Origin of the sequence: Arthrobacter sp. NA-172, from assembly GCF_043952055.1 — a bacterium.
Taxonomy (GTDB): domain Bacteria; phylum Actinomycetota; class Actinomycetes; order Actinomycetales; family Micrococcaceae; genus Arthrobacter.
On sequence record NZ_JBINOT010000002.1, the window covers coordinates 71,943 to 96,761 of the forward strand.

A 24,819-nucleotide genomic window follows, 5' to 3' on the forward strand; every position below is an offset into this window, starting at 1 on the left:
CAGAAAAGGATCCCGACCATGACTACAACAGCAGAGCCCACCACGACCGATTGGTCCGTCTGGAACAACACCCCGGCGGGAGTGGGCGACGGCGACATGATCGTCGTGACCGCCCCTGCCACTGGGGAAGTGCTCACCACCGTCCGCGCCGCCACCGTTCAGGACGTGGATGCCGCGGTTGAGGCGGCCACACGCGCCCAGAAGGACTGGGCCACGCTCACGTACGATACGCGCGCTGCCGTCCTGCGCAGAGCCGCTCAACTGCTCGAAGCAGATCCCGACCGGATCCGGAAATGGCTGATCCCCGAGTCCGGCTCCGGATTCGGGAAAGCGGCCTTCGAGGTATCGGCACTGATCGGCGAGTTGAACGAATGTGCCGCGTTGGCTTCCCAACCTTATGGGGAACTGCTGCGCTCGACCATGCCTCGGCTGTCGATGTCCCGGCGAATCCCGGTCGGAGTGGTCGGAGTGATCTCCCCCTTCAACTTCCCCGCCCTCCTCTCGCTCCGATCGGTGGCCCCTGCACTGGCGGTCGGTAACGCTGTCATTCTCAAGCCAGACCCCCGTACACCTATCTCTGGAGGCCTGGCCCTCGCTGACCTGTTGACCGAAGCGGGACTGCCCGAGGGCCTCCTGCACGTTCTCCCTGGCGGTGCCGACGTCGGCGAAGCCATCGTCGTCCACCCCGGCATTCCGTGCATCTCCTTCACCGGTTCCACCGGCGCCGGACGGGCGATCGCTGCAGTAGCGGCTCCGCTACTGAAAAAGGTCCACCTCGAGCTCGGCGGCAACAACGCCCTTCTGGTCATGCCGGACGCTGACATTGAGGCAGCAGCTTCTGCCGGCGCTTGGGGATCGTTCCTCCACCAAGGCCAGATTTGCATGACCGCAGGCCGGCACATCGTCCACTCGTCGATCGCCGACGAGTACGTCAGCACCCTCGCCCGAAAGGCAGCGCAAATCCGGGTAGGTGACCCCACCGACCCGGATAATGCCCTCGGTCCGCTCATCGATGAGCGGCAGCGTGAGAAGGTGCACTCGATCGTCACCGCCAGCATCGAGCACGGTGCCCGGTTGGTCACGGGCGGCGAATACGACGACCTCTGCTACCGGCCCACCGTGCTCGCCGACGTGACCGTTGATAGTCCGGCCTACCGGCAGGAAATCTTCGGCCCGGTCGCGCCGGTCATCACTTACGACACGATCGAAGAAGCCATCGAGCTGATCAATGACAGCGAGTACGGACTAACCGTCGGCATCCTGACAGGCAACGCCTTCGCGGCCTTCGAACTCGCCGACCGGATCGAGTCCGGCATGGTCCACATCAACGACCAGACCATCGCCGACGAGCCAACCAATCCCTTCGGGGGAACCAAAGGCTCGGGTTCCGGAGGCCACTTCGGCGGGGTCCACGCAAATCTCGACTCGTTCACCGAAACCCAATGGATCACGATGCAATCCAATATCGAACGCTACCCATTCTGAGCAACCACCAAAGGCGCCACGACACATAAATAGTAGGGGTCTCCGAGATGAACCGATAGAAAGGATTTCTCATGCCAAGTAAAACTGACCGAATCAGGCCTTCGGAAGCCCATTTTCTTGATCTCCCGGATCTGGACTACCGCTCCCCTGGACTCTCATCAGAGGAGTTCAAAGCTGTATTCCGTGGTCATCCCGGCGGTGTAGTAGTGATCACGGCGTGTGGCCCCGATGGGCCGGTGGCACTAACTGCGACCTCGGTCGCCTCAGTAAGTGCAGATCCGCCGTTATTGGTGTTCTCAGTGTCGGCTCAGTCCTCAAGTACGCCCGCATTACTTGCAACAAAAACAGCTGTCATCCATTTCATCGATGCCGACAACCTCATGATCGCCAAGCTCGGCGCGACCAGCGGCATTAATCGATTTGCGGATACAAATATTTGGACACAGTTGGACACCGGAGAACCCGTATTTCATACGGTTCCAGTGTGGATACGGGTAGAGCTCAAAGAGCGATTAACTCTGGCGAACTCAACCGTCATTGTCGCGCAGGGGGTGCAGTGCAGTCTTCCGGCGACAACCTTGAACGAAATGGGTTCCCGCGAGCCACTCGCCTATGTCGACCGAAAATGGCATCGCCTCGGCCTCGAATCGGCGATCCTTTAGGGACGAGCTCAATCCCACAAATCTAGGCCTGGATATCCAACAAGGACACCAATCTTGAAATGACAGTCTTGTCGATCGCCCAGCCAACGGCACCGCCTGGGTCGCGTCGCACGCACTGTGGGCGCCTGGTATGTCCGAAACCCTCAAAACGCCTCGGCCGGGAGCGCCGACAGGCCCGGTCCTGCTCGCGGCCGTGTCCTTAAGATCATCCACCCCGGCAAGGAACTCCACATGATTGAAGAAGCAAAGCTAATCGCCGCAGCCGCTGAAAAAGCAGCAAAAAACGTCGATCTAAGTATTGTCGTCAGCATCGTAGACACGCACGGAAACCCGGTCCTCCTGCACAGAATGGATGGGGCACCCCTGCATTCACTGGATATGGCATTCCGCAAGGCTTACACAGCAGCCTCCTTCGACGTGGCCACTGAGGAACTCACCGACCAGGTACAGGCCGGCCAGCCACTATATGGACTCGCCGTAAATTCAGGAAGCAAACTCATCGCATTCGGGGGTGGCGCACCAACCAGTCTCAAAGGGGGCGACAGGGTCGGGGTTGGCATTTCCGGTGGAACTTCTCAAGAGGACATTGAGATCCTCAGGGAGGCACTGAAAGCTACCATCCAGCCTTAGCAGGAAGTGAATATCGGCTCCGGACGCATCGTTTCAGCGGTATCGTCCGTCGGCCAGCTCCATGGCGGAGTGCCACGCGCCGGATACTCTCGCCCGCAACTCGCTGCCTGCGCTGCAATGACCACTTACCCAGGAGCAGGCCGCGATCCTGAGGCCAGAAACCTTGGACGCCGGAGCCACAAAAATAGTAAGTAGTCGGGTAGGTGTCTGGGTTTCAATTTTCAAGACGCCATTGCGAAAGGACTGGAAGTGAACGACTACCAAGGGCCCGCCTTCTCCCCCGAAAACCCTTTCTACGACCCGTTGGCGGAAGTTACCAACATTGAACATGTCCTTCGACTGCCAATGCTGAAGATACCTCAACGTGTACCAACCCCGCCCAAGCCTGGAAGAAATCGAGTGGATAGGAGGAATGCCCTTGCTCAGGTCTCCCGCGATCTCCAGTTGCTTGTTCAAAAAAGCACCAACACGAAGGCATGATTTCAAATCCGCGTTCGGGCTGAATGCCGGGTCGGAAGAAATGTCCCCGACCACACGCGCTACGCTGCTATTCCGCGTTGACGTTGTCGTCAAAAACCCACAGGAGTTAATTCTGCTCCTAGACCAAGCCGTGCAGCAGCTGATCCCCACAGCCCTCGAACGACGGCAGGGCATCCTTGTCTCCCAGATCTTGCCGGACACCTACTCGGTCGAAGTAAACGAAGCGGTTCTGTTCGGGGTGATACAGGCAAGACAAATCAACTTCGATATCCCATAAATCCCGCTCAACAAGCTGCCCGCGGACCTGCCTGATTGGCGACGCATCACCGGGCCGGTCGAAGAGAGATGGAAGCCCAGACTTGCTCGGGAGGTCTCGAATACAAGCACAATCTAAACCAGAAACCATGAACTGGCACCCCCTCGCGGATGGGACGGGCCGCGAGGAGCTCAACTCCATCAAGCGCATCCTAGATGCCTGCCATGAGTGCAACAGTCAGCGGTATACGTTCTGAGGGGTCATCCGTGCCCACCAACTGCCACAATTAAAGTCTTTTTTCGCCAAACGTTGAAAAAACCGCTTCATCCGGCGTTAACCTTTAATGACTGTGTCGCAAGACACATCCCTGGGAAACCAAAGTGAGATGTTTAGCCGTCGTCAGGAATATCCATGCCAGCAGCTGCAAACCGTCCTGTCAGCCAGAACGTCACTTCCAATGTTGCATCGTCGTTCGACCACTGGAAACACCTTGTGGCGCAATCCTTCGTGCCACTCGCTGCCCGGACCTCGGACGTAGACGGGTTCCGCGGCCAGATGAGGTCGCGGGTACTGGACCGTATGTCCATTGTCGAAGTCAGCGGCTCCCCATATGAAGTGCACCGCACAGAGGCACTGATTGCCCAAGCCGGCGAGCGTTACTTCAAACTCAATCTCCAGCTCGAGGGTACAGGAATCCTGGTCCAGGACAACCGTGAGGCCCTCCTGCGGCCGGGAGACCTGGCCATCTACGATACAAACCGCCCGTACACCCTCGCGTTTGAGGAAGCGGCGCGCTCGATAGTGGTGATGTTCCCGTGCGATGCCCTCTCGCTTCCTATCGACTATGTTGGCCAGCTGGCCGCCGTACGGATGCCCGGCGGCGCCGGCCTCAGCGGGATTGTGGGGAACTTCATCCGGCAACTGTCGGAGAATCTGGAAGTGCTCAGCGGGCCAAGCGGCTCCCGGCTCGTTACCAACGCGCTGGACCTGGTGTCAACGATGCTGCACGCAGAAATGGACATTGCACCGGATCGGATGAAGCCGCAGATGCTGCTGGTGACGTCCGCGCGCGAATACATAGAGGCCAACCTTTCCGATCCGCAACTGTCGCCGGCGAGCATTGCGTCGGCGCACTTCATTTCCACCCGGCATTTGCACAGCGTCTTCCAGGAGTCAGGGACCACCGTGGCCAGTTGGATCAGGAACCGGCGGCTGGACGGTGCCCGGCGCGAGCTGAAAGACCCGCTGCATGCCGGGAAACCCGTGAATGTCATCGCTGCTAACTGGGGCATCCTAGATGCCGCGCATTTTAGCAGGATCTTCCGCGATGCCTTCGGAGTTTCGCCACGCGAGTGGCGACGCAGCGGGTAGGACCACTGTCCTTGCACTTGGGTGCTAGTGGCCTCCCCGGCAACCCGGGGAGGCCACCCACTACTCGATGCTGCGCCCCAGGGTGGAAGCCCCGCGGCGGCGCTCGACCTGCCCTTCCACAAGCACGCCGGCCACGAACATAACCGGGACGGACACGAGGAGAGCGGCGGCTACCTCGGCACTTCCGCCGATCAGCGAGGTAAAGTTGCTGACCACTAGGTACAGGACCCAGGCCAGCAGGAGTGTCGCGATCACCGGGGCGATGAGAGTCTGCCACAGCTGCCCGCCCGAACGTTCCCGCTGGAAGAACCAGACGACGGCGACGGAGCACAGCATATACAGCACCAAGAGTGCCGCAACGGCCAGCCCGCTGAACCATGAGTACATGGTCAGGACCGGGTCCTGTGCAAGCAGCGCGAAGGGCGCAACAAGTACGACGGCGGTGGCGGTCTGGATCCGGGCGGCCACGGCGGGCGCACGGTATCGGTTGGTCCGGGCAACACCCGCGGGTAAGGAACCGCGGAGCGCCAGTGAGTGCAGGTAGCGGTTGATCCCGTTGTGGAAGGCAATGATTCCGGCGAGCAGGGAGGTGACCAGCAGGATGCCGGTGGTGATTCCGGCCCAAGGCCCGAACATTTCCACCATGGGTGTCACCACAAAAGCAGTGGAGTCCCCGGATTCCAAGGCGGCGCCGGCAGCATCAATGACCTTGGAGGGGCCGTAGTAGCTGACCACCATCCACGTGATGAAGGAGAAGAACACGGTAATGACGCCGACGGACAGATACGTTGCCCGAGCTACAGTGCGGTGGGCGTCCTTGGCCTCGGCGGAGTAGATCGCAGTGGACTCGAAGCCAAACATGCAGGCCACGGCGAACATGATGGCCACGCCGGGAGCACCGCTGGCGATGGCTTCCGGTGAGAACGACGCCGCAATACTGAGGCCCTCCGGGCCGCCGCCGCGGAACAGGACGGCGAAGCCGAACATCAGCAGGACGGCCACTTCCAGCCCCACGAGCACGGCCAGGATTTTGGCGCCGAGTTCGATGTTAAGCGAACCTAAAACTTGAACGCCGGCCATCGTTAGCAGGGCCAGCAACCACCACGGAACACTTGCGCCGATGGAGGCCAGCAGACCGGAGAAGGCGGCACCGTAGAGTCCATACAACGCTGCCTGGCAGGTGTTATAGGCGAGCAGTGCCAGCCAGGCCGCGCCAACCCCGACCTTTCGACCGAAGGCGGCGGTCACGTAGGCATAAAAAGCCCCGTTCGCCTGGATTTTCCGGCTCATGGCCACAAACCCCACGGCGAAGATCACGATCACTATGCCGACCACCAAGTATGCCCCGGGAATCCCGGCACCATTGCCGAGTGCCGCTGCGAGGGGTGAAGCGCCGACGATCCCAGTGAGGGGCGCCTGCGCGGACAAGACAAAGAACAGGATGCCCATCACGCCGATACTTCCGGCGCGAAGGGCGGTTGAATGCCCTTGGCGACGAGTGGCTTCAGTGGTCCGGGAACCGGAATTCGAAATACTCATTGGATCCTTCTAATGGTCATGAGCGTTGGGAGGGGTGCCGCGCAGAGGCACGGCACCGTGAGCTCCAGCATGGCAGCGGGCGGGGGCTGCTTTTTGTCTTGGAGTGATCAGTTGTTGTGCCTAAGCGAAGTTGAGGTGCATGGGCGACGGTATTGACGGCGGTTTCGAGCCCTGCACGGAAAATCAACAAAGGAGCACTGAAACCCAAAGGTCACTGCCGTCTTCGGCCTAGCGTTGTTCAAGAATCGCCGAAATCTACTTAATCAATGGATTGATCGACTCGCTCGACCCAGCTACTCGCAGTCCGGCACACTGCTGGCCCTGGACGCTGAAGGCAGCGGTGCCTTCACAGGAGTGTTCGTTCGAGTTCTGGCGTCACGTGGTTTCGCCATGGCGGCCCACTCCAGGACCCGGACCTGGTTGCGTGCCAAGCCTCGAATCCAGTACCAGCCCCTCGTCACCACTTATATACAGAACTGAAGCGGAGTAACCCATGGAACCCTATGACGCCCTGCTGGCCTCGATTACCCCGAAGTCCGGCGAAACCCGGACCATAACTGACCCGGCCACTGGAACCGCTATCGGCGAAGCACCCATTCACACCCTTGAGGACCTCGAGCAGGCCATCAACGCCGCCCAGGCAGCACAGCCGGCATGGGACGGCCTTGGCCACGAGGCCCGGAGCGCCGTGCTGCTCAAAGCGGCCGACGCCATCGAGCGCTCCGCCGCAGAACTCGCCCATCTGCTCTCCCGCGAACAGGGGAAGCCACTGAACGGCCTGAACGCCCGTTTCGAAGTCGGTGGCTGCGTCGCCTGGCTCCGCGCGGCCGCCACCACACCCCTGGAAGCCCAGACCCTGGTGGACGACGGCGAAACGTATGCCGAACTGCACTACAAGCCCATCGGCGTCGTGGGTGCCATCGGACCCTGGAACTGGCCCATGATGATCACCATCTGGCAGATCGCGCCCGCCCTGCGGATGGGCAACGCCGTCGTGGTCAAGCCCTCTGAGTACACGCCGCTGTCTGTCCTGGCCTTGGTTAAAGTCCTCAACGAGGAAATCCCCGAAGGCCTCCTCACCGTCGTCTCCGGGGACCGCACGGTCGGAGCCCGCCTGGCCGAGCACCCCGCCGTCGGCAAGATCATGTTCACCGGCTCAACCGCTACCGGCAAAGCCATTATCAAGTCCTCCGCGGACACGGTCAAACGCCTCACTTTGGAACTGGGCGGCAATGACGCCGGCATCGTCCTGCCCGACGCCGACCCCAAAGCCATCGCGCAGGACCTCTTCTGGGGCGCGTTCCTCAACACCGGCCAGACCTGCTCTGCCCTCAAGCGACTCTATGTCCACACCGACATCTACGACGCGGTCTGCGAAGAACTCACGAAGGTTGCCGTGGCCGCGCCCATGGGCAACGGCCTGGACGAGAACAATGTCCTGGGCCCGCTGCAGAACAAGGCACAGTACGACATCGTAGCCAACCTTGTGGAGGCGGCCAGGGCTTCCGGAGCCCGCATCCTTCTCGGAGGCAACCCCGACGCCGGCCAGCCTGGCTACTTCTACCCCACCACGCTGGTGGCGGACATCGAGAACGACAACCCGCTCGTGGCAGAGGAACAGTTCGGCCCGGCCTTGCCTATCATCCGCTACAGCACGGTGGACGACGCCGTGGAGAAGGCAAACGCGCTCGACGTCGGACTCGGCGCTTCCGTCTGGTCCTCCAACCGTGACGCCGCCCGGGAAGTCGCGGCACGCATCCAAGCCGGCACCGTGTGGATCAACAAGCACGGCGCGGTGGACCCACGGATTCCGTTCGGCGGCGCCAAACAATCCGGCTACGGCCTCGAGTTCGGCATCGAAGGCCTCAAAGCCCTCGGCACCCCCCAAGTCATCAACCTCTGAGGCTACGGCCTACCTCATCATCCGATGCCCATCCCACTGCAGCGACGGCCGTGGCAGAAACGCTAGACCGGGTGAATGCCACGAGTGCGAGTGCCAGCTGTGGACGAAAGGAAGAATCCCTTGGAAAAAGACACTGAGAAAACGAGCGGGATCGGACTGGTTTTGCCGGCCGACGATGACTCGAGGGCCCAAGGGCCCTCCATCGTGTTCCCGAACGATGAGCCGATTAGCACCCCGGCGACGTTGATGCATGAATACACCCCGGAAAGTGACGCTGTTGTCCGGGCGCTCGGGGAGTTGTCGCGGCGGCGGCTTGCGGAGCCCCCTTCCATCGGAAGTGCTCCCGGAGCAGCTGATTTGAAGCAAAGCCTGGAACACACAATCACCCGTGAAGGCATCGGCGCTGAACGTGCAATTGAACTTTGGACCGATGTCATCGAGCCGGCCTGCCTAACCGCGGACCACCCGCGATTTCTCGCGTTCATGCCCAATAGCCCATCGATATATGCCGCCGCGTTTGACGGCGTTGTTGGAACCGCAAGCATCTATGCAGGGGCCTGGTTGGAAGGTGCAGGCGCGATCTGCGCTGAGAACCAGGTGCATACGCTGGATTGCGGATCTGGCGGGATTTCCAGCCTCAGCAGGTGGAACGTTCATGTCGGGCGGCACCAGCGGCAACCTTTCAGCGCTTGTCGCGGCGCGTCACCGTGCGCTCTCGAGCGATAGTGGGGTTACAAGGGGCAATGCGAAGGTTTGCATCGGTGAGGGCACACATTCATCGGTCCGGTACCTGCTTGAATCCGTTATGGGCGTGGAGGTTGTCGTGGTCCCGGCCGATGACCGTGGTCGCCTCACTGGAAAGTTGCTGCGCGCCACATTGGATTCAATGGGCTCGGAAGCGCGGGCAGGCGTGTTCGCCATCGTCGCAACGGCAGGTTCGACAAATGCAGGCACAGTGGACGACCTCCAAGGGATCGCTGACGTGGCAGAGGAAGGTCGATTGTGGTTGCATGTCGACGGGGCGTACGGCGGAGCGGGGCTCCTCGCGACAGAAAAGCGTGACCTTTACAGGGGCATCGATCGTGCCGACTCTTTGATTATCGATCCGCACAAGTGGCTGTTTGGACCCTATGACTCCTGCGCGATCGTCTATCGCGACGGTGCACAGGGTCGCGCCGCGCACACTCAGAACGCAAGCTATCTTGACCCCCTGGCCGACGCTGAGGAGATGAACCCCTCGGACCTCGGCATGCATCTGACACGGCGGGCGCGCGGGATCCCGTTGTGGTTCTCGCTCGCAGCGCACGGTGTCGGTGCATACCAGGCAGCCGTCGAGCAGACGCTTCGCACAGCTCGGCAAGGAGCTGAACTCATTCGCGCCAATCCAGATCTGAACCTATTGGTCGAACCGGACCTTTCGGTGCTGCTATTCGAACGGCGCGGCTGGACCGCATCCGACTACACGTCGCTGAGCGAACGGCTGCTCAACGATCAGGTCGCATTCGTAACGCCGACCCAGCATGCCGGAAAGCCCTGCTATCGGCTCGCCATCTTGAACCCAAAGACAACCATTGGCGACATAGAGGCGATTCTCGAATTGATGCATTGAAAGATTGATGCCTGCAAGGAACGACGCAGGACACCACCATGATGGTGACATTTTTTGGCTGCCAGGAATGCGTGTTCGAGTCGGACCTGGGCGATTGTGCCTGGAGGAATGCATGCTAACGGTGGAGCCAGTTTTGAGATGGCTTCTCTCAGTTTTGCGGTCGTAGGTTCCTGATACGCCGTCGGCGCGGTGCTGATGGCTCTCAGGGGAGCCCGTGTGTCCGCCCGCCTCACTGTTGGGCGCTCGTTACCTATCATGATGTGCGTTAAAAGACTGGCAATTTTTTGCGCGTGCGGCGCACGCATCTCACCACCCGTTCAGGTGACCGTATTTGGTGCGGCAACCCTATTGGTTCCTCTTCGAGGCCACTAAGCCGGCGCACGTGGATGGCGCAAGGCAACCGAAAGAGCATGAATGATTTTCATGCCGCGTCGATCGGCTCGAGGGCGTGGACGGCCTACCTCATTGCAATTGGTAGCGCGCACCAGAAAATCAGGGCCGACTGCTAGCCCTCAAGCAATGTCGTGCATGAGGACGGACTTGAGAATAGGACAGCTTGACTCACTCGGTGTCGCAATGACGTTGACGCTGAGAAGTACTGCCTGTCAACCGATATCCGACGCTGACAAAGATGAATATGACTTCTTCTGAAAACTAGGGGTAACTACTAATGACTATACCCAAGCAACCGGCCGCTCCAGAGGCCGATACCCAAGGATTGCAGCGCAAACTCACCGGGCGCCAGCTACGAATGATTGGCTTGGGGGGAGCAATCGGTACGGGCTTGTTCCTGGGCTCCGGACTGGCCATCTCGCAGGCAGGCCCCTCCACCATCATTGCTTACGTTGTGTGCGGGCTATTGGCCCTCGTGATGGCGTGGGCCCTGGCCGAGATGTCAGTCGTCCATCCCACGGCCGGCGCCTTTGGCGTTCTGGCGCATGCCTATATCGGCCGGTGGGCGGGCTTCGTGGTTCGCTGGACATACTGGACCGTAATTTGTGTCACGATCGGTGGCGAAGTCGTCGCTGCAGGAATTTATGTCAATTTTTGGTGGCCAGAAATTCCGTTGTGGCTGTCGACCATCGTTTTCTCCGTCGCACTTCTCGCCGTAAATGCGTCTGCCGTAAAGAACTTCGGCAAGGTCGAGTATTGGTTCTCCATGATCAAGGTAAGCGCGATTATTGCGTTCATCCTCGCTGGGGCTAACCTTGGTGATCTTTGGTCTGCCGAGTGAGCCGGCTGTGGGACTCGGGAACATGGTCTCCAATGGAGGATTCATGCCCCACGGCATTCAAGGTCTATTGCTGGCAATGGTGTTCGCCATCTTTAGCTTCCTTGGCGTTGAGATGGTGTCGGTAACTGCCGCAGAGTCCGAGAACCCGGGTCGAGATGTGGTTAGCGCTACCAGGTCCATGGCTTTCCGCCTTGCTCTGTTCTACATAATCTCCATCACTATCGTTCTGTCAGTCGTCTCTTGGACGGTGACAGCCCAGGTCGGAAGCGACATAACCGCCAGTCCCTTCGTTCGCTGGTTTTGTCGCAGGCCGGGATCCCCGCAGCCGCGGCAATCATGAATTTTGTGGTACTGACGGCAGCACTTTCTGCAGCGAACGCCGGTCTCTATGCGACAGCCCGTATGATGCATTCTCTGGCGGCGCACAGGTACGCACCTCAGTGGACGGGAAAACTGAGCAAGAGCGGAGCGCCAACCAGGGCCTTGATGGTCAGCTCCGTCGGGTTGTTGCTCGCAGCCATTGTCTCCGTCGTCGCAGCTGAAAGTGCATATTTGGTGCTGTTCGGGATATCCGTTTTTGGGGCGCTTGTAGTTTGGATTTTTATTCTCGTTACTCACATGAGGTTCCGATTTGTTCGGTCACGCCAGAACCTTCCGGCGTCCCCGGCGCGGCTTAAAGGCGCTCCTGTGACTTCAACCCTGGCCGCGTTATTCATAGCAGCCGTTTTGGTTTCGACCGGCTTCATCGACGGCCTAACGTGGGCTTGGATGGCTGGAGTGCCGTTCTTCGGCCTTTTGCTCGGCGCCTATTTCTACGTCGACAGGCGGACCAAGGCCGGCGGTGATCGCTACGACCCCCTGGCAGAAGAAATTAAGCATGCTCATGCATCACGTAGTTCAGATAATGTGACGCACGTGAATTAGGATCGAAGATCTCTTGTCCGGCCTTCGGCTACGAACTGAGCTGGAAAGTGACAACAGCGGAGGCCGGGTGAGCATAGGAGGTTGTTCGTAATCTCTGGTGTTGCTCTTGCGGATGGGGGCGGACAGGACGCCGATAAACGTCTCGTCCCCATGGGCGGTCAGTCCTGAAACACCAGGTGCAGCACCAAGCAGGCCAGCTGTTCGTTGGTAGGGGCCGTTTGCCGTTCCTTCTTCGGGCGCGTTGATGGTCTGCCATCAAGAGAAACATGCCCATCATCACGACGATTCAAGAACAGCTGGCGGGGTGCATGTCCTGACGCAGTCCGTGAGTGAGGCCCGTGGTGGCCGGTTCTGCGGTCTGTCCCAGAGTGGCAGTTCGGCGGGCTGAGCCGTCACGCGCGGGGAGTTATGACCCGAAACGGTATTGATACCTGGCCCTCGGAGCAACGAGGGAACCACGTTCGAACGAGAAGTCTGTGCCCGCCCGCAACCAAGGGCAATTCCATAGGAGATCCACCGCTACTGCTGCCAGGAAGCTAATCCAGCAGCCCCCATTTTCCCGACGTGGACAGCCCGAGTTGGCGCAACAGCCGTGGACGGATCAGCCCCGCCAGTACCGGCCCGACGGCAGGGGTTGATTAGAGGCCCAGAGGGATTTCCGTGCCTTTTTGCCGTGCAGGACTCCAGCCAAGGCCATCACTTGGGGCCGGGACTCCAGAGCGTGATTGCATGCGGGTAAACCGCTCGCAGGGCCCGGGACTCTACCAGAGCCGTCACTGCGGCGACGGTTGCCTTGCCGTTCTCGACCACCGCGATCAGGGCGCGAAGGGTGTCTTCGTGGTCGAAGGCCACGCCGGCAACGACAACCATGTCACCCTCCTCAATCGTCCCCAGAATGTAAAGCTGGCCTTGGGACTCAACCACCTGCGTGACGGGTACGCCGAGCTCTTGACCAAGCGAGTAGCCGACGAGGGCGTCCTCCAGGTCCTCCCCGACGACTATGCGGCTAGGGGACATTCCGTTCAAAGCGCCTGCTATGGCCACCCACAATGGCCGCGCTCCCTGCGGATCACCCAATGGGCTGTAGCGGGCCGGCTGAACCGCTCCACTGTCGACGTCAGCGGCTGACGCTCCGCCTGCGATCAGTATCTTGAAGATTTCCTGGTGGCTCATAAAGACTCCTTCACGAGAGATGGACGTTATGAAACGCTGCGCTCGGCGGCTGGAAAGTCGGTCACTCTGTCGCTGGGAAGGCGCAGAGACTCCACAAGAGTGCGCGGCGGTGAACGTACCCCGGGACGTTGCATGTGGCCCTTGACACTGTTCATGAAGTAACTATACAGTCCTTTTATCACGCGATGGAAATGGAATTTCCGTGCGACGGAAATCTAGTCAAGCATTGGTCAATGGCGACCTGCTTTGCCGGAAGGGCCGCATTCGGCTCACCCTAAAATTTGAAAGGACGCCGATAGCAATGAGTCAACAGCGTCGTGTGCTCGCAGCCGGTCTGATCGGCAGCGCGATTGAGTGGTACGAGTTCTTCATTTACGGGACGGCCGCGTCCCTCGTCTTCGGGAAGTTGTTCTTCCCGGCCTTCGACCCGGTGGTCGGGACGTTGTTGGCGCTCTCGACGTTCGCCGTCGGCTTCGTCGCCAGGCCGATCGGCAGCGTTGTGTTCGGCCACTTTGGTGATCGAGCGGGCCGCAAGTCCATGTTGGTGATCACTCTGGTGATGATGGGCGTGGCTACGACCTTGACCGGTCTCCTTCCAAGCTACAACAGCATCGGGATTTGGGCACCCATACTGCTGGTGGTGCTGCGGATGGTGCAGGGCTTCTCACTGGGAGGTGAGTACGGCGGGGCGGTTCTGATGAGCGTGGAGCACGCCGGTCCCCGGAAGCGCGGACTATACGGCGCAGTGGTCAACACCGGCGTCGGGTGGGGGCTGCTGCTGGCCACCATCGTGTTCCTGGGTCTGTCTCAGCTCTCCGACGAAGCGTTCTATGCCTGGGGCTGGCGGGTGCCGTTCCTCTCCAGTATCGTCCATGGTCGGTATCGGCGCTGGTGATCAGGCTGAGGCTCGAGGAGAGCCCTGATTTTGAGAAGGCTCGGCAGACCGGCGAGATCCAGAAGCTGCCTATTGCCGAGGTGCTGCGCAAGTACCCCGTATACGTGGTCTTGATGTGCTTGGCATATCTGTCGTCCGGAGTCACGTTCTACATAGCGACCGTATTCTCCTTGAGCTATGGCACAAAAGAGCTTGGGGAGTCGCGCAGCACCCTGCTGGGGCTCATTTCGGTCTCGGTGTGCATCGTGATGGCAGGCATGATTTACTTCGGTTGGCTTAGCGATCGCATCAGCAGGCGTGCCATTTTCTTCGCAGGCTTGGTCGGCATGACCGCAGCGCCGTGGGCTTGGTTCGCGCTGCTGGGAACCGGTAACTGGCCGCTGATGCTGCTGGGGTTCGCGCTCTTGCTAATCCCCTACGCGGCGAATTACGGCATTATGCCCGCGTACTTCGTGGGCGTCTTCCCAGCCCACATCCGATACACCGGGCTCTCCTTGGGCTACACCCTTGGGGCGGTACTGGCTGGCGGCCTTGCCCCGATCATCGCGACCTTCCTGCTAGGCGCGTTCGGCGACTGGCAGGCAATTGCCCTTTACATGAGTGGAATCGGGATCGTATCCATGATCGGAACCTTCTTCCTGCGTGAACGCTATAGCGGAAACGTCGAATCCGAAGCCCGCCCCATATCACCGACTGAGACAGAACTGCATGGCCGTGTGAATGCACCCCATGCCAATTGAGAACGAAAGGGAGAAACCCGTGCAAATTGACACCGCGAAAACGCGCAGGATCGGACTGATTCTGCCCGCCGACAATGTGGTCATGGAGCCTGAACTATACGCACTCGGGATCGAAGGGGTCGTATTTAACGCCATCAGGTTGATGAGCACAGACCACGAAGCGATGCGCCAGCAGGCACAGGAGTGCAGCGCGGTGGTAAATGAACTCGGACTCGACGCCGTCGTGTACGCGTGCGCTGAGACCAGCTTCAATGCCGGAGCCACTACCAGGCAGTCGATGAGCGACAAGATTGCCAGCGAGACCGGCCTTCCAGTCGTCACCGCGACCGATGCACTCAACGCCGCCCTTCGTGATCTGGCGCTGACGAAGATCTCACTGTTGACCCCCTATACCTCTCGCTCGGGCGAGGAGCTTGAGGCAACCCTCGCTGACGCGGGTGTTGCGGTTGTGTCCTCGCGCCACCACGACTTCCGTCCCGAGTCCGGCGAAAGCCGCGAGTGGTATCTAACCAACCGCGTCGCGCCTGAGCGCATCGTTCAAATGGCGGGAGAGTTGGACACGGCCGGGGCTCAGGCGCTGGTCATTGCTTCGACAAACCTCGCCGCCCTCCCTGCAATCCCGGTTCTTGAGAAACTCCGGGGCGTTCCGGTTTTGACCACAAACCAAGCGATCATCGCCTGGTGCGCGCAGTCGTTGGGGTTTGGAATGCCCGCCGCACTCGGGCACCTGTCGAGGGTCGTCAACGAACGCGCATTGGTGGGGTTGAGCGAACAATGAAGCTGGATGGACGTAAGGCCTTGGTCACAGGAGCCAGCGGAGGGCTGGGCTCAGCCATCGCGCTCGGTCTCGCCCGTGAGGGCGCCGACGTAGCCCTGCACGGCAACAACCAGGACGCCCTCACCGAGTCGGCCGAACGCGTGAGAGCCCTTGGCCGCCGCGCAGTTATTGTCACTGGGGATGTCGGTGACTTCGAAACCGCGCAGGCCATGACCGACCGAGCAGCAGAAGAACTTGGTGGCTTGGACATCCTCGTGAACAACGCTGGAATCACAAGTACATCGCCTTTCCTCACTATGCCGTTCGAGGAGTGGGAGCGCGTCATGCGCACGAATGTGAGTGGCTACTTTGCAGTGGGCCAGGCGGCAGCTCGCCATATGAGCAACCGCGGGGCAGGTGCGATCATCAATGTTTCCTCGACCCGGGAGCGCCAGCTGGCAGGCAGCACTGCCTATTGCTCGTCCAAGGGAGCCATTTCGATGCTCACGCGGTGCATGGCCATGGAACTGGCGCCATACGGTATCCGCGTTAACGGCGTCGCGCCCGGAACCATCGTCACCGGCCTCAACCGCTCATATGCCCTGGATGAGGACTTCCGGACCAAGCGACTAGCCTCCATCCCCCTCGGCAGGTATGGCGAAACCGACGAGGTCGCGGGAGCAGTCGTCTTCCTGGCCTCCGACGAGGCATCGTTCATGGTGGGAGCTTCACTATTTATCGACGGCGGACAGGCACTGGGGTAGGTAATGATTATTTTGAGCGAAAGCGACGTACGGCAGGTTTTCGACATGGACATGGCCTTTCAAGCCGTTCGTGAGGCATCCATAGCCTATGTACAGGGCAGTACCATGTCCCCCCGAAGGACCCCAGTGGCCCTGGACGAGGGAGGAGAATTCCTGGTGATGCCCGGCGCAGTCGGCCCAACATTCGCCACGAAAATTTGGTACGCCCTGGGTCGCCAGAGCCACCATATCCCCGAGTCTTCTGCGCTGATAACGCTAATCGACCCGGAACTGGGGCACGAAGTCCTCATCGAAGGCGGTGTCGTGACGGACCTCCGAACCGGGGCGATGACCGGCTTGGCAGCCCAACACCTGGCACCGTCGTCGGCCACCACTGTTGTGGTGCTCGGCGCGGGAATACAGGCGCGTACGCAGATCCTTGCCCTCCTTCACGCCCTTGAAAGTGTTCGCGAGGTCCGCGTCTACTCACGGTCCGAGGACAACCGAACCCGCTTCTGTGAGACTCTGAACACAGAGGTGGCCGGCCTCGGACTGGCGGCCCGGGTGAACATCATCCCGGCAGACGACCCTGGTCGTGCCTGCCGCGGTGCAGACGTAATCATCGCCGCGACGACATCGTCCGCCCCCGTAGTTCGTGATGAGTGGGTCGGCAAGAACACGCTGGTGTGCAGCGTCGGAAGCCATACCCCCGACCAATCCGAACTCGAGGTGGACACAGTTGGCCGCGCATCGCGAGTAGTGGTGGACACCGTTCCGGGTGGCGTCGACGGCGCCGGAGACATTGCCAACGCCATCGCAGCAGGGCGTTTGGAAAGAGATAGCGTCATCGAACTCGGGCACCTGCTACAGAGCCCGCCTGAGCAGGGTTCCGAGGAACTGACAGTGTTCAAGAGTGTTGGCTTCAGCGCCGCCGACGTCGTCGCAGCACGCATGATCGCCCGTGCGGCGCTTGACCGAGGTCTCGGGACTCAAGTTGCACTCCGATAGTCAAGGAAACCGATCCATATGAAACTCGAAGGAAAGTAGATAGTGAGTACTCAAAACAACGATATTCTCATCGTCCGCAACGCTCGCGTCCTCAACGCGGACGGGTCCTCACCCGTCCTGGCGGATGTCGTGGTTCAAGGAACGAAGATCATTGATGTCGGCCCTGGGGCCGGCGACGCCTACGGTGAGCGCACCGGCGTGAAGGTGCTCGACGGCACTGATCGTCTGGTGGTGCCCGGCTTTGTAAACGCCCATTACCACTCCCACGATGTCCTGGCGAAGGGGACCATGGAGGAGGAAATCCTTGAATGGTGGGCATTGCTGGCGCTTCCGCCGTCGTTCCCGCCGCGCACCGTCGAAGAAGTGCGCGTGCGCACACTGCTCGGGGCGTTGGAATGCCTGCGCGGTGGCATCACCACCGTCCAGGATATGCTGACCTTCACACCCTTCGATCCCGAGCAGCTTGAAGCAGCGGCCGACGCCTACCGGGAAATTGGTATGCGCGCCGTCATCGGACCGCAGTACGCCGACAAGGCTGGCATTGAAACCCGCCCGTTCTGGGCCGACGAGATTCCCCTCGAACACCGCGACAAGGCCAAGTCGTTTGCAGAGCCGAACCCTAACTTCGACATCCTCGACTACTTGGAGGCCGAGTACTTCCGCGGCGGAGACGACGGCGGGCTGGTGACTTGGGTCCTCGCCCCGACGGCTCCGGAGGCGTGCTCGGACGAGATGATCCTGAGGACCGTCGGGCTGTCCGAAAAGTACGACCTGCCGATCTTCACCCACATTTACGAGTCCAAGAGCATGGCGGTCCAGGCACGCCAACACTACAAGGAGTACGACGGCTCGCTCATTAACTGGCTCAACAAACTGGGCATGACCGGCCCGCGCGTGAACTTGGCGCACAGCGTGTGGCTCCTTGAGCACGAGCTGCAGACTCTGGCGGAGACCGACACGCGAGTCGTTTTCAACATGCTCAGCAACCTCAAACTCAAGAGTGGAATCCCGCCGATCTCCCGGGTGCAGGAGCTAGGCATTAGCTACTCCCTTGGGTGTGATAACCCATCGTGCAGCGACAGCCAGAACATGTTCCAAGCCATGAAGTTGACTGCCACCCTGAACGCGGTCAGTGACTATGCACCACTTCCCAACCAAGCGGCCCAGGTGTTCCGGGCCGCAACCGTCGGAGGAGCAGAGGCGATCGGTCGCGCCGACGACATCGGAAGGATCGAACCCGGCTATCGTGCCGATTTCTCCCTCCTTGACCTCACCGACCCTTCCTGGCTGCCGCTCAATAGCGCTGTTCGTCAGCTCGTGTACGCCGAATCAGGACGTGGCGTAAAGACTGTTGTCATCAACGGTGACGTGGTCATCGATGACGGCCGCAGCACAAAAATTGATGAGCAACGGCTCCGCGACGAATTGCTCGACATCATGCCCCGGTTCCTGGGCGATTTCCGTGCCGCGCAGTCGCGTGTGGAGGAGATCCGCCCCTACCTGAGCAAGGCGCACCGTCGAGTCTGGGGAGAGGATGTGGGGACTCACCGTATCTTTGGTGAACCACCTACTGTCTAAAGGGAACCGGTAACAAACCACCGGACATTCAGCCGCGCGGCTCGCGTGAGAGGAGAAGGAAATGCAGGTTGTAGTACGTGCCCTCAACATCCTAAGTTGTCTGGGGCGTGAGCCGCGGGGTCTGACATTAGGCGAAATCGGAGAACGGCTCCAACTGGCCGGTGCAACGGTTCACCGAATGCTGGCCGTTCTTGAAACCGAGCAGTACGTGACGAGGTCTTCAGCTACACGCAAATATTTCCTGGGACCTGCCGCCCTCGCGTTGCACGAGGGTGCCCCGCTGCGGAACGCCCCGATGTTCACTGGACACCCGGCGCTAACTGAAGCATCGCGCGCTAGCGGGGAAACAGTTTTCCTCTGTGAGTGGACGCACGGCAAAGTCGTGTGCGTGGCACTCGAGGAGTCAGAGAAGCCTTTGCGGCTCTTTGTCCGTGTGGGGCAGTCCATGCCGTTGCACGCCGCAGCGTCCGCGCGGGTCCTCCTCGCTTGGCGGGACGAGGAGGAAGTCTTGGGCGCGTTGCGCTCGGCGGGATTGTCGCGCTACACCCCCGACACCCCCAGCACCGTGCAGGGGGTATTGAAACGCTTGCAAGACATTCGTGACCGCGGCTACGACATTTGTTCTGCTGAGCTTGATGAAAATGCGTGGGCGGTCTCGGCTCCGGTGCGAACCGCAGCTGGCGTTGTTGTGGCGTCCGTGACCCTCACGGCCCCCGAGCCCCGGGTGGGCGACCAGCAGGCGCGGGAGGGGTTCAAAAAACTCGTCCTGGAGGCCGCCCGCCGCATGTCAACAGAACTGGGATGGACCGAGGCCTCGCCCTCCTAGACCGCAGTCTAGAAGGTCCGGTCCAGGCGTGCAAACCCCAATAAACCCGGTTCGTGGACGCACACCCGTCCAAAATCCGCGGCCGCACTGGCGGCCCAGACCGTGACCGATATTTCCACTCTAGGAGATTCAAAATGACTATTCTCACCGAAACGACGCCACCTGCGGTGCTTCAGAGCCGCGATGAGCGGCTGTCCGACCTGGCTTCCGACCTGCGTGCAGCTGGTGGCTACCGTTCCAGCCACACTCCCGTTGAGGCTCTGAGTCGACCAGCGATCCTCGGACGTATTGGGGCTCTGTTGGCCAGCTGCGTCCCACCTGGAACTGATCGAATCGTGTGCATCCAGGAGGACACATTGATCGGAGCTGCAGTATCGCTGCACACCGGTGTGCCGCTGGTCGTCATGGCCGGCAACGAGACGAGCATCGGGGAGCTGCACCGCACTGAAAACGTCGCAGGGGTGGGATACTCCGAGGCCAGCCATGACGCCGTCGCCCGTGGTGTCCGCGATGCCGGCGGCACGCTCACAGTTATGGCCACCGTCTTCAACAAGGGCACCGAGGGGCTCGCCGGTGCGTCATCGTCTCTCTTTACGGTTCCCTAGAAGCCGAAGCACCAGACAGCCGATCATCTCTACAACGAATCCACCAACCTTGGGACGCCCACCGGAGTGCGTCTTGCCACCCTCACATCACGTCCGCGCAGCCCTTCAAGACGAGCGCGACTCGAAAGGACAGTACTCGTGAAATTTGCCCGAGGCGTCACCGACGTCGGAACATCTGACATCGCTCTTCATGAATCTCCCGGACAGTCCGCTGAGGTGGGGCACTCACTCGAGAAGGCATCAGCGGAGCGCTGCAGCGCTTGGATCGCGAGATTCGCCGAACTTACCGACAGCGCGGTCCCCGGCCCTGGCGTGTCCCGACTGGGCTTCACTGCGCTGGAGCGAGAGGCTCACCAGCTGTTTGCGGAGGAGATGCGCGGCCTCGGCCTTACAGTTCACAGCGACGCCGCCGGCAACACCATCGCGGAGTTACGTGATACTTCTGTCGACCCCGGATCGTTCCGCGTCGTAGGTACCGGTTCCCACCTCGACTCGGTGCCCAATGCCGGTCGTTACGACGGCATTGCCGGCGTCGTCGCCGCAATGGAGGTCGCGCGCCTGCTGGTTTCCTCAGACTGGCGTCCCCGAGGAGCGTTGCGGTTCGTGGCATTCGCAGGTGAAGAGGGTGCCCGCTTCGGCCAGGCGTGCACCGGAAGCCGCTTGGCAGCCGGGCTCCTGAGTGGCGCGGACCTGGAGCGGCTCCACGACGCCGACGGCATCTCTATCGCCCAGGCCATGAGGGAACTCGGCATGGATCCTGATCGGGTCGGTGAAGCCCGCTGGGATTCCCAGGAGTGGGCAGCGTTCGTTGAGATGCACATCGAGCAAGGCAGCGTCCTCAAGAACGCGGGAATCGATGTGGGGGTCGTAGACCTCATTTCAGGCAGCACACGACTGGGCATTACGCTCCACGGACGCGCCTCCCACACCGGTGGCACGCCTATGCATTTGCGGGCCGATGCGCTGACCGCTGCTGCCGAGATCGTCCTGCACGCTGAAATGCTGGCTAACGATGAGGCCCACCGTGGGACGAGGATCACGGTAGGGAAGCTCGAGGTTCACCCTGGTTCCATCACGACAATCCCCGGAATGTGCCACTTGCAGATCGACATCCGTGACGTCGACGGCGACCGGCAACGGGCAAGCGCCTCCGCCCTTCTCACTGAGGCGTACAAGATCGCCACCAGACGCCATGTGGGAATTGAAGCGGAGTACATCGGCGACGCCTCCCCCGTCGTGCTCCCGGTTTCTGTGAAAAACGAAATCATCACCGCTGCACGAGCCCTCCAGGTCCCGTACCGGGTCATGCCCAGCGGAGCCAGCCACGACACACAAATGATCAACCACATCTGTCCGAGCGGCATGATCTTCGTTCCCAGCGAGAATTTCGGTGTCAGCCACTCACCCGACGAATTGACCTACGCCGAGGACATAGCCCGTGGCGCCGACCTTCTCGCCGCAAGTCTCATCCGCTTGGACCACAAGACGGCTGTTAACTGATGGACGCCACGAACGAGCTTGCGACTCTCAACGATCTCACCCTTACCGGCGTCCGGATTGGCGACGGGACCCCCAGTAACGTCGTCATCCGCAACGGCCGCATTCACGCCATCGAGGAGCCAGGAGGGGCACCTCAGACCCCAGTCTGGGACGCCAGTGGCCTCGTAATGCTTCCGGGTCTGGTGGATCTACACACCCACCTGCGCGAGCCAGGAGGCGAGGAATCGGAGACCATCAGCACAGGTACCCGCGCCGCCGCGGCCGGAGGCTTCACCGACATCTTCGCGATGGCGAACACCTCCCCCGTAACCGACAGTGTCCAGCGGTGGGAAGCTGTCGTCGAGGCCTCCCGCGGGGCGTCCGCCCGGGTCCACCCGGTCGGTGCGATCACAATGGGTCTGGAAGGTCGTGCGCTGACTCCGATCCGAGCCCTCGCCGAGGCCGGGGCAACGCTCTTCTCCGATGACGGAAAGTGCGTTGATGATGCCGGACTGGTCCGCGCAGCCATGCGCTTGGCCGCCAGCAGCAATAGCGTTATCGCCCAGCACGCCCAGCACGGGCAACTAGCCGGCAACGGCCAGATCAACGAGGGCCATGCCTCGGCTACCACCAACCTTCAGCCTTGGCCCGGCGTCGCCGAGGAAACCGTGATTGCACGGGACGCGATCCTCGCCGCCGAAACTGGCGCACATCTGCACGTATGCCATGTTTCGACCGCGCGATCGGTGGAGGTCGTTCGTTGGGCCAAGAGTCAAGGGTGGCCGGTAACGGCCGAGGTCACCCCTCACCACCTCCTGCTGACCGACGAACTCGCTGCGCTCGGCGACACTCGCTACAAAGTCAACCCGCCACTTAGGAACACCCACGATGTGATGGCGCTCCGGGACGCGCTCGTCGACGGGACGATCGATGCAGTCGGGACCGACCACGCCCCGCACGCTCGTCGACTCAAGGACCGACCTTGGTGCGAGGCAGCCTTCGGGATGACCGGGATCGAGACAGCCCTCGCCGTAGTGGCCCAGGTGTTTGAAGACCTCGGTGCGCTGAGCTGGGACGCAGTATCTGCACGGATGTCGACAGCCCCCGCCGCCATAGGTCGCATCTCTCACCTGGCGGGCCGCCCACTCCGCGCCGGCGAGCAAGCGACCTTCACCCTGGTAAACCCTTCAGCCTCTTGGACCATGACCGACGACACGTATTCCAAGTCGGCCAACACACCCTTCCTCAACTCGGTATTCAGCAAGAAAGTCATCGCGACCGCCATCGGCGGGCGGCTGACCCACGGTGCTGAGCTCTTCCAGAACCAGACAAAAGGCAATTGATGAACACCACCACCGACCAGAGGTCCGAATCCAGCGCGGAGACGCGTACGGAGCACGACCTTCTCGGCGACCTGGCAGTCCCTGTCGACGCATACTGGGGCGTGCACACCGCCCGCGCGGTCGACAACTTTCCAATCAGCGGCATCCAACTGTCCATGTATCCCACCTTCGTCTGCGCTTTGGCCGCGGTGAAGCAGGCTGCTGCCAGTGCTAACGGCGAGTTGGGCCTGATAGGGACAGAGGAATCCGCCGCAATCGTGGCCGCCTGCGAGGACGTCCGTGCCGGTCTGCTGACCGAGCAATTCATCGTCGACATGATCCAAGGCGGTGCCGGTACGTCCACGAACATGAATATGAACGAGGTACTCGCCAATCGCGCCCTCGAGCACCTCGGTTTCGGACGGGGCGACTACAACCGGCTGCACCCTCTGGAGCAGGTGAACCTCAGCCAGAGCACGAACGATGTTTACCCGACCGCCATGAAAGTCGCGTTGGACGGATACGTCGGGAAGCTGCTCGCGAGAATGGAGGTTCTTTGCTTAGCCTTTGCAGCGAAAGCCGTGGAGTTCTCCGACGTGATCAAGATGGGTAGAACCCAATTACAAGATGCCGTGCCGATGACGCTCGGGCAGGAGTTTGCCGCATTCGCGGTGACCCTGGAGGAGGACCGGCTGCGGCTCTCGGAGGCACGACTGCTGTTGCACGAGATCAATCTCGGCGGCACAGCCATCGGTACCGAACTGAACGCGCACCCCCAATACCGCGATCGTGCGATCTCCCACCTTCGGGCGCTGACTGGTATCGACACCCTCGTCTCGGCAGAACACCTCGTCGAGGCCACCTCCGATGTCGGAGTTTTCGTCCAGCTCTCGGGCGTCCTGAAGCGTATCGCAGTGAAACTATCCAAGACCTGCAACGACCTCCGGTTGCTCTCGTCCGGCCCCCGTGCAGGCTTTGGCGAGATTAACCTGCCCCCTCGGCAGGCCGGCTCGAGCATAATGCCTGGGAAAGTGAACCCGGTCATCCCCGAGGTCGTCAACCAGGTGGCATACGAAGTCATCGGCAACGACCTCACCATTACAATGGCCGCCGAGGGAGGGCAACTTCAGCTCAACGCTTTTGAGCCGATCATCGCGCATAGCCTTTTCGCCTCACTCGACCACCTGTCAGCGGCCGCCGTCGTACTGGCCGAGAAGTGCGTCAACGGCATCACAGCCAACAGGGACCTGCTCCGGCAACGAGTCGCAGACTCCATTGGCCTGGTGACGGCGTTCGCGCCAATCATCGGATACGAAAACGCGACGGAGGTCGCCCAAGAAGCACTACTCGGTGGGCGAGGCGTCTCCGAACTCGCCGTAGCAAAGGGACTAATGACCCAGGCTCAGGTCGACGCGATCCTAAGCCCGGAGAACCTAGTCACCCTAACCCTTAAGTAGTCGTGAGGAATCGGTCTGGCCTTTCCCGGGTGCGCTATGCAACAAACGGCCACCTTGGCGCGTAGGTCGGCCGTAGATCCACCATCGGCATCCCGACAATCCGTCTCTCCTGGGTGCCCGGGCAATCGGCCCGAGGAACGAAA

The 24,819-nt window shown here is 60.9% G+C and carries 24 protein-coding genes and 1 pseudogene; 22 read left to right on the plus strand and 3 right to left on the minus strand.

Features of this window, described 5'->3' with window-relative positions:
* The first annotated feature begins 18 nt into the window (after positions 1–18).
* From ACF0H6_RS12710 to ACF0H6_RS12720, 3 genes are all read left to right on the plus strand, one after another.
* On the plus strand, positions 19–1,485 hold the full coding sequence (locus ACF0H6_RS12710) for an aldehyde dehydrogenase family protein (RefSeq protein ID WP_395250014.1): 1,467 nt from the start codon (positions 19–21) through the stop codon (positions 1,483–1,485).
* Between the two features lie 71 nt (positions 1,486–1,556).
* Entirely contained in the window at positions 1,557–2,147 is a 591-nt protein-coding gene (locus tag ACF0H6_RS12715) for a flavin reductase family protein (RefSeq protein ID WP_395250022.1), read from the plus strand.
* 231 nt (positions 2,148–2,378) lie between these two features.
* Complete coding sequence (locus ACF0H6_RS12720) at positions 2,379–2,777, plus strand: heme-binding protein (protein WP_395250023.1); 399 nt, start codon at positions 2,379–2,381, stop codon at positions 2,775–2,777.
* A 33-nt stretch (positions 2,778–2,810) separates the two neighbouring features.
* Here ACF0H6_RS12720 and ACF0H6_RS12725 read toward each other — a convergent pair whose 3' ends face one another.
* On the minus strand, positions 2,811–3,311 hold the full coding sequence (locus ACF0H6_RS12725) for a hypothetical protein (protein WP_395250024.1): 501 nt from the start codon (positions 3,309–3,311) through the stop codon (positions 2,811–2,813).
* 76 nt (positions 3,312–3,387) lie between these two features.
* On the opposite strand from ACF0H6_RS12725, the gene ACF0H6_RS12730 reads away from it, so the two are divergent.
* Positions 3,388–3,534, plus strand: a complete 147-nt coding sequence (locus ACF0H6_RS12730; RefSeq protein ID WP_395250025.1) for a hypothetical protein — start codon at positions 3,388–3,390, stop codon at positions 3,532–3,534.
* 390 nt (positions 3,535–3,924) lie between these two features.
* Positions 3,925–4,884 (plus strand): helix-turn-helix domain-containing protein, encoded by a 960-nt coding sequence (locus ACF0H6_RS12735; RefSeq protein ID WP_395250026.1) that lies wholly within the window; start codon positions 3,925–3,927, stop codon positions 4,882–4,884.
* Positions 4,885–4,944: 60 nt separating this feature from the next.
* On the opposite strand, the gene ACF0H6_RS12740 is transcribed toward ACF0H6_RS12735, so the two are convergent.
* A complete protein-coding gene (locus ACF0H6_RS12740) occupies positions 4,945–6,423 on the minus strand; it encodes an APC family permease (protein WP_395250027.1) in 1,479 nt (492 codons plus the stop codon).
* Between the two features lie 493 nt (positions 6,424–6,916).
* On the opposite strand from ACF0H6_RS12740, the gene ACF0H6_RS12745 reads away from it, so the two are divergent.
* The 5 genes from ACF0H6_RS12745 to ACF0H6_RS12765 all read left to right on the plus strand — a co-directional run bounded on the left by ACF0H6_RS12745 (position 6,917) and on the right by ACF0H6_RS12765 (position 12,093).
* On the plus strand, positions 6,917–8,326 hold the full coding sequence (locus ACF0H6_RS12745; RefSeq protein ID WP_395250028.1) for an aldehyde dehydrogenase family protein: 1,410 nt from the start codon (positions 6,917–6,919) through the stop codon (positions 8,324–8,326).
* Between the two features lie 547 nt (positions 8,327–8,873).
* A complete protein-coding gene (locus ACF0H6_RS12750) occupies positions 8,874–9,935 on the plus strand; it encodes a pyridoxal phosphate-dependent decarboxylase family protein (protein WP_395250029.1) in 1,062 nt (353 codons plus the stop codon).
* Positions 9,936–10,605: 670 nt separating this feature from the next.
* On the plus strand, positions 10,606–11,169 hold the full coding sequence (locus tag ACF0H6_RS12755; protein WP_395250030.1) for an amino acid permease: 564 nt from the start codon (positions 10,606–10,608) through the stop codon (positions 11,167–11,169).
* Positions 11,170–11,191: 22 nt separating this feature from the next.
* Positions 11,192–11,509 (plus strand): hypothetical protein, encoded by a 318-nt coding sequence (locus ACF0H6_RS12760; RefSeq protein ID WP_395250031.1) that lies wholly within the window; start codon positions 11,192–11,194, stop codon positions 11,507–11,509.
* Positions 11,410–12,093: an amino acid permease gene (locus ACF0H6_RS12765; RefSeq protein ID WP_395250032.1), complete on the plus strand. Its 684-nt coding sequence runs from the start codon at positions 11,410–11,412 to the stop codon at positions 12,091–12,093. The genes ACF0H6_RS12760 and ACF0H6_RS12765 overlap by 100 nt, the downstream gene beginning before the upstream one ends.
* A 696-nt stretch (positions 12,094–12,789) precedes the next feature.
* Here ACF0H6_RS12765 and ACF0H6_RS12770 read toward each other — a convergent pair.
* On the minus strand, positions 12,790–13,266 hold the full coding sequence (locus ACF0H6_RS12770) for a hypothetical protein (protein WP_395250033.1): 477 nt from the start codon (positions 13,264–13,266) through the stop codon (positions 12,790–12,792).
* A 301-nt stretch (positions 13,267–13,567) separates the two neighbouring features.
* On the opposite strand from ACF0H6_RS12770, the gene ACF0H6_RS12775 reads away from it, so the two are divergent.
* From ACF0H6_RS12775 to ACF0H6_RS12830, 12 genes and pseudogenes are all read left to right on the plus strand, one after another.
* The gene (locus tag ACF0H6_RS12775) at positions 13,568–14,161 is read left to right on the plus strand and encodes an MFS transporter (RefSeq protein ID WP_395250034.1); all 594 of its coding nucleotides are present in this window, start codon (positions 13,568–13,570) and stop codon (positions 14,159–14,161) included.
* Positions 14,158–14,901 carry an MFS transporter gene (locus tag ACF0H6_RS12780; RefSeq protein WP_395250035.1) on the plus strand — a complete coding sequence of 248 codons (744 nt, stop codon included), beginning with the start codon at positions 14,158–14,160 and terminating at the stop codon, positions 14,899–14,901. The genes ACF0H6_RS12775 and ACF0H6_RS12780 overlap by 4 nt, the downstream gene beginning before the upstream one ends.
* A gap of 19 nt (positions 14,902–14,920) precedes the next feature.
* A complete protein-coding gene (locus tag ACF0H6_RS12785) occupies positions 14,921–15,679 on the plus strand; it encodes a hypothetical protein (protein WP_395250036.1) in 759 nt (252 codons plus the stop codon).
* Entirely contained in the window at positions 15,676–16,422 is a 747-nt protein-coding gene (locus ACF0H6_RS12790; RefSeq protein WP_395250037.1) for an SDR family NAD(P)-dependent oxidoreductase, read from the plus strand. The genes ACF0H6_RS12785 and ACF0H6_RS12790 overlap by 4 nt, the downstream gene beginning before the upstream one ends.
* Before the next feature lie 3 nt (positions 16,423–16,425).
* Complete coding sequence (locus ACF0H6_RS12795; RefSeq protein WP_395250038.1) at positions 16,426–17,409, plus strand: ornithine cyclodeaminase family protein; 984 nt, start codon at positions 16,426–16,428, stop codon at positions 17,407–17,409.
* 42 nt (positions 17,410–17,451) lie between these two features.
* On the plus strand, positions 17,452–18,987 hold the full coding sequence (locus ACF0H6_RS12800; RefSeq protein ID WP_395250039.1) for an amidohydrolase family protein: 1,536 nt from the start codon (positions 17,452–17,454) through the stop codon (positions 18,985–18,987).
* A gap of 61 nt (positions 18,988–19,048) precedes the next feature.
* Positions 19,049–19,201: pseudogene (locus ACF0H6_RS12805) on the plus strand (helix-turn-helix domain-containing protein); the annotation flags it as partial.
* Between the two features lie 174 nt (positions 19,202–19,375).
* Positions 19,376–19,813, plus strand: coding sequence for an IclR family transcriptional regulator (locus ACF0H6_RS12810; protein ID WP_395250168.1), 438 nt, complete (start codon positions 19,376–19,378; stop codon positions 19,811–19,813).
* Positions 19,814–19,947: 134 nt separating this feature from the next.
* Positions 19,948–20,418, plus strand: a complete 471-nt coding sequence (locus ACF0H6_RS12815; protein WP_395250040.1) for a hypothetical protein — start codon at positions 19,948–19,950, stop codon at positions 20,416–20,418.
* A 138-nt stretch (positions 20,419–20,556) separates the two neighbouring features.
* Entirely contained in the window at positions 20,557–21,918 is a 1,362-nt protein-coding gene (locus ACF0H6_RS12820; RefSeq protein ID WP_395250041.1) for a Zn-dependent hydrolase, read from the plus strand.
* On the plus strand, positions 21,918–23,240 hold the full coding sequence (locus ACF0H6_RS12825; RefSeq protein WP_395250042.1) for a dihydroorotase: 1,323 nt from the start codon (positions 21,918–21,920) through the stop codon (positions 23,238–23,240). The genes ACF0H6_RS12820 and ACF0H6_RS12825 overlap by 1 nt, the downstream gene beginning before the upstream one ends.
* Entirely contained in the window at positions 23,240–24,676 is a 1,437-nt protein-coding gene (locus ACF0H6_RS12830) for an aspartate ammonia-lyase (RefSeq protein WP_395250043.1), read from the plus strand. The genes ACF0H6_RS12825 and ACF0H6_RS12830 overlap by 1 nt, the downstream gene beginning before the upstream one ends.
* Positions 24,677–24,819 lie beyond the last annotated feature (143 nt).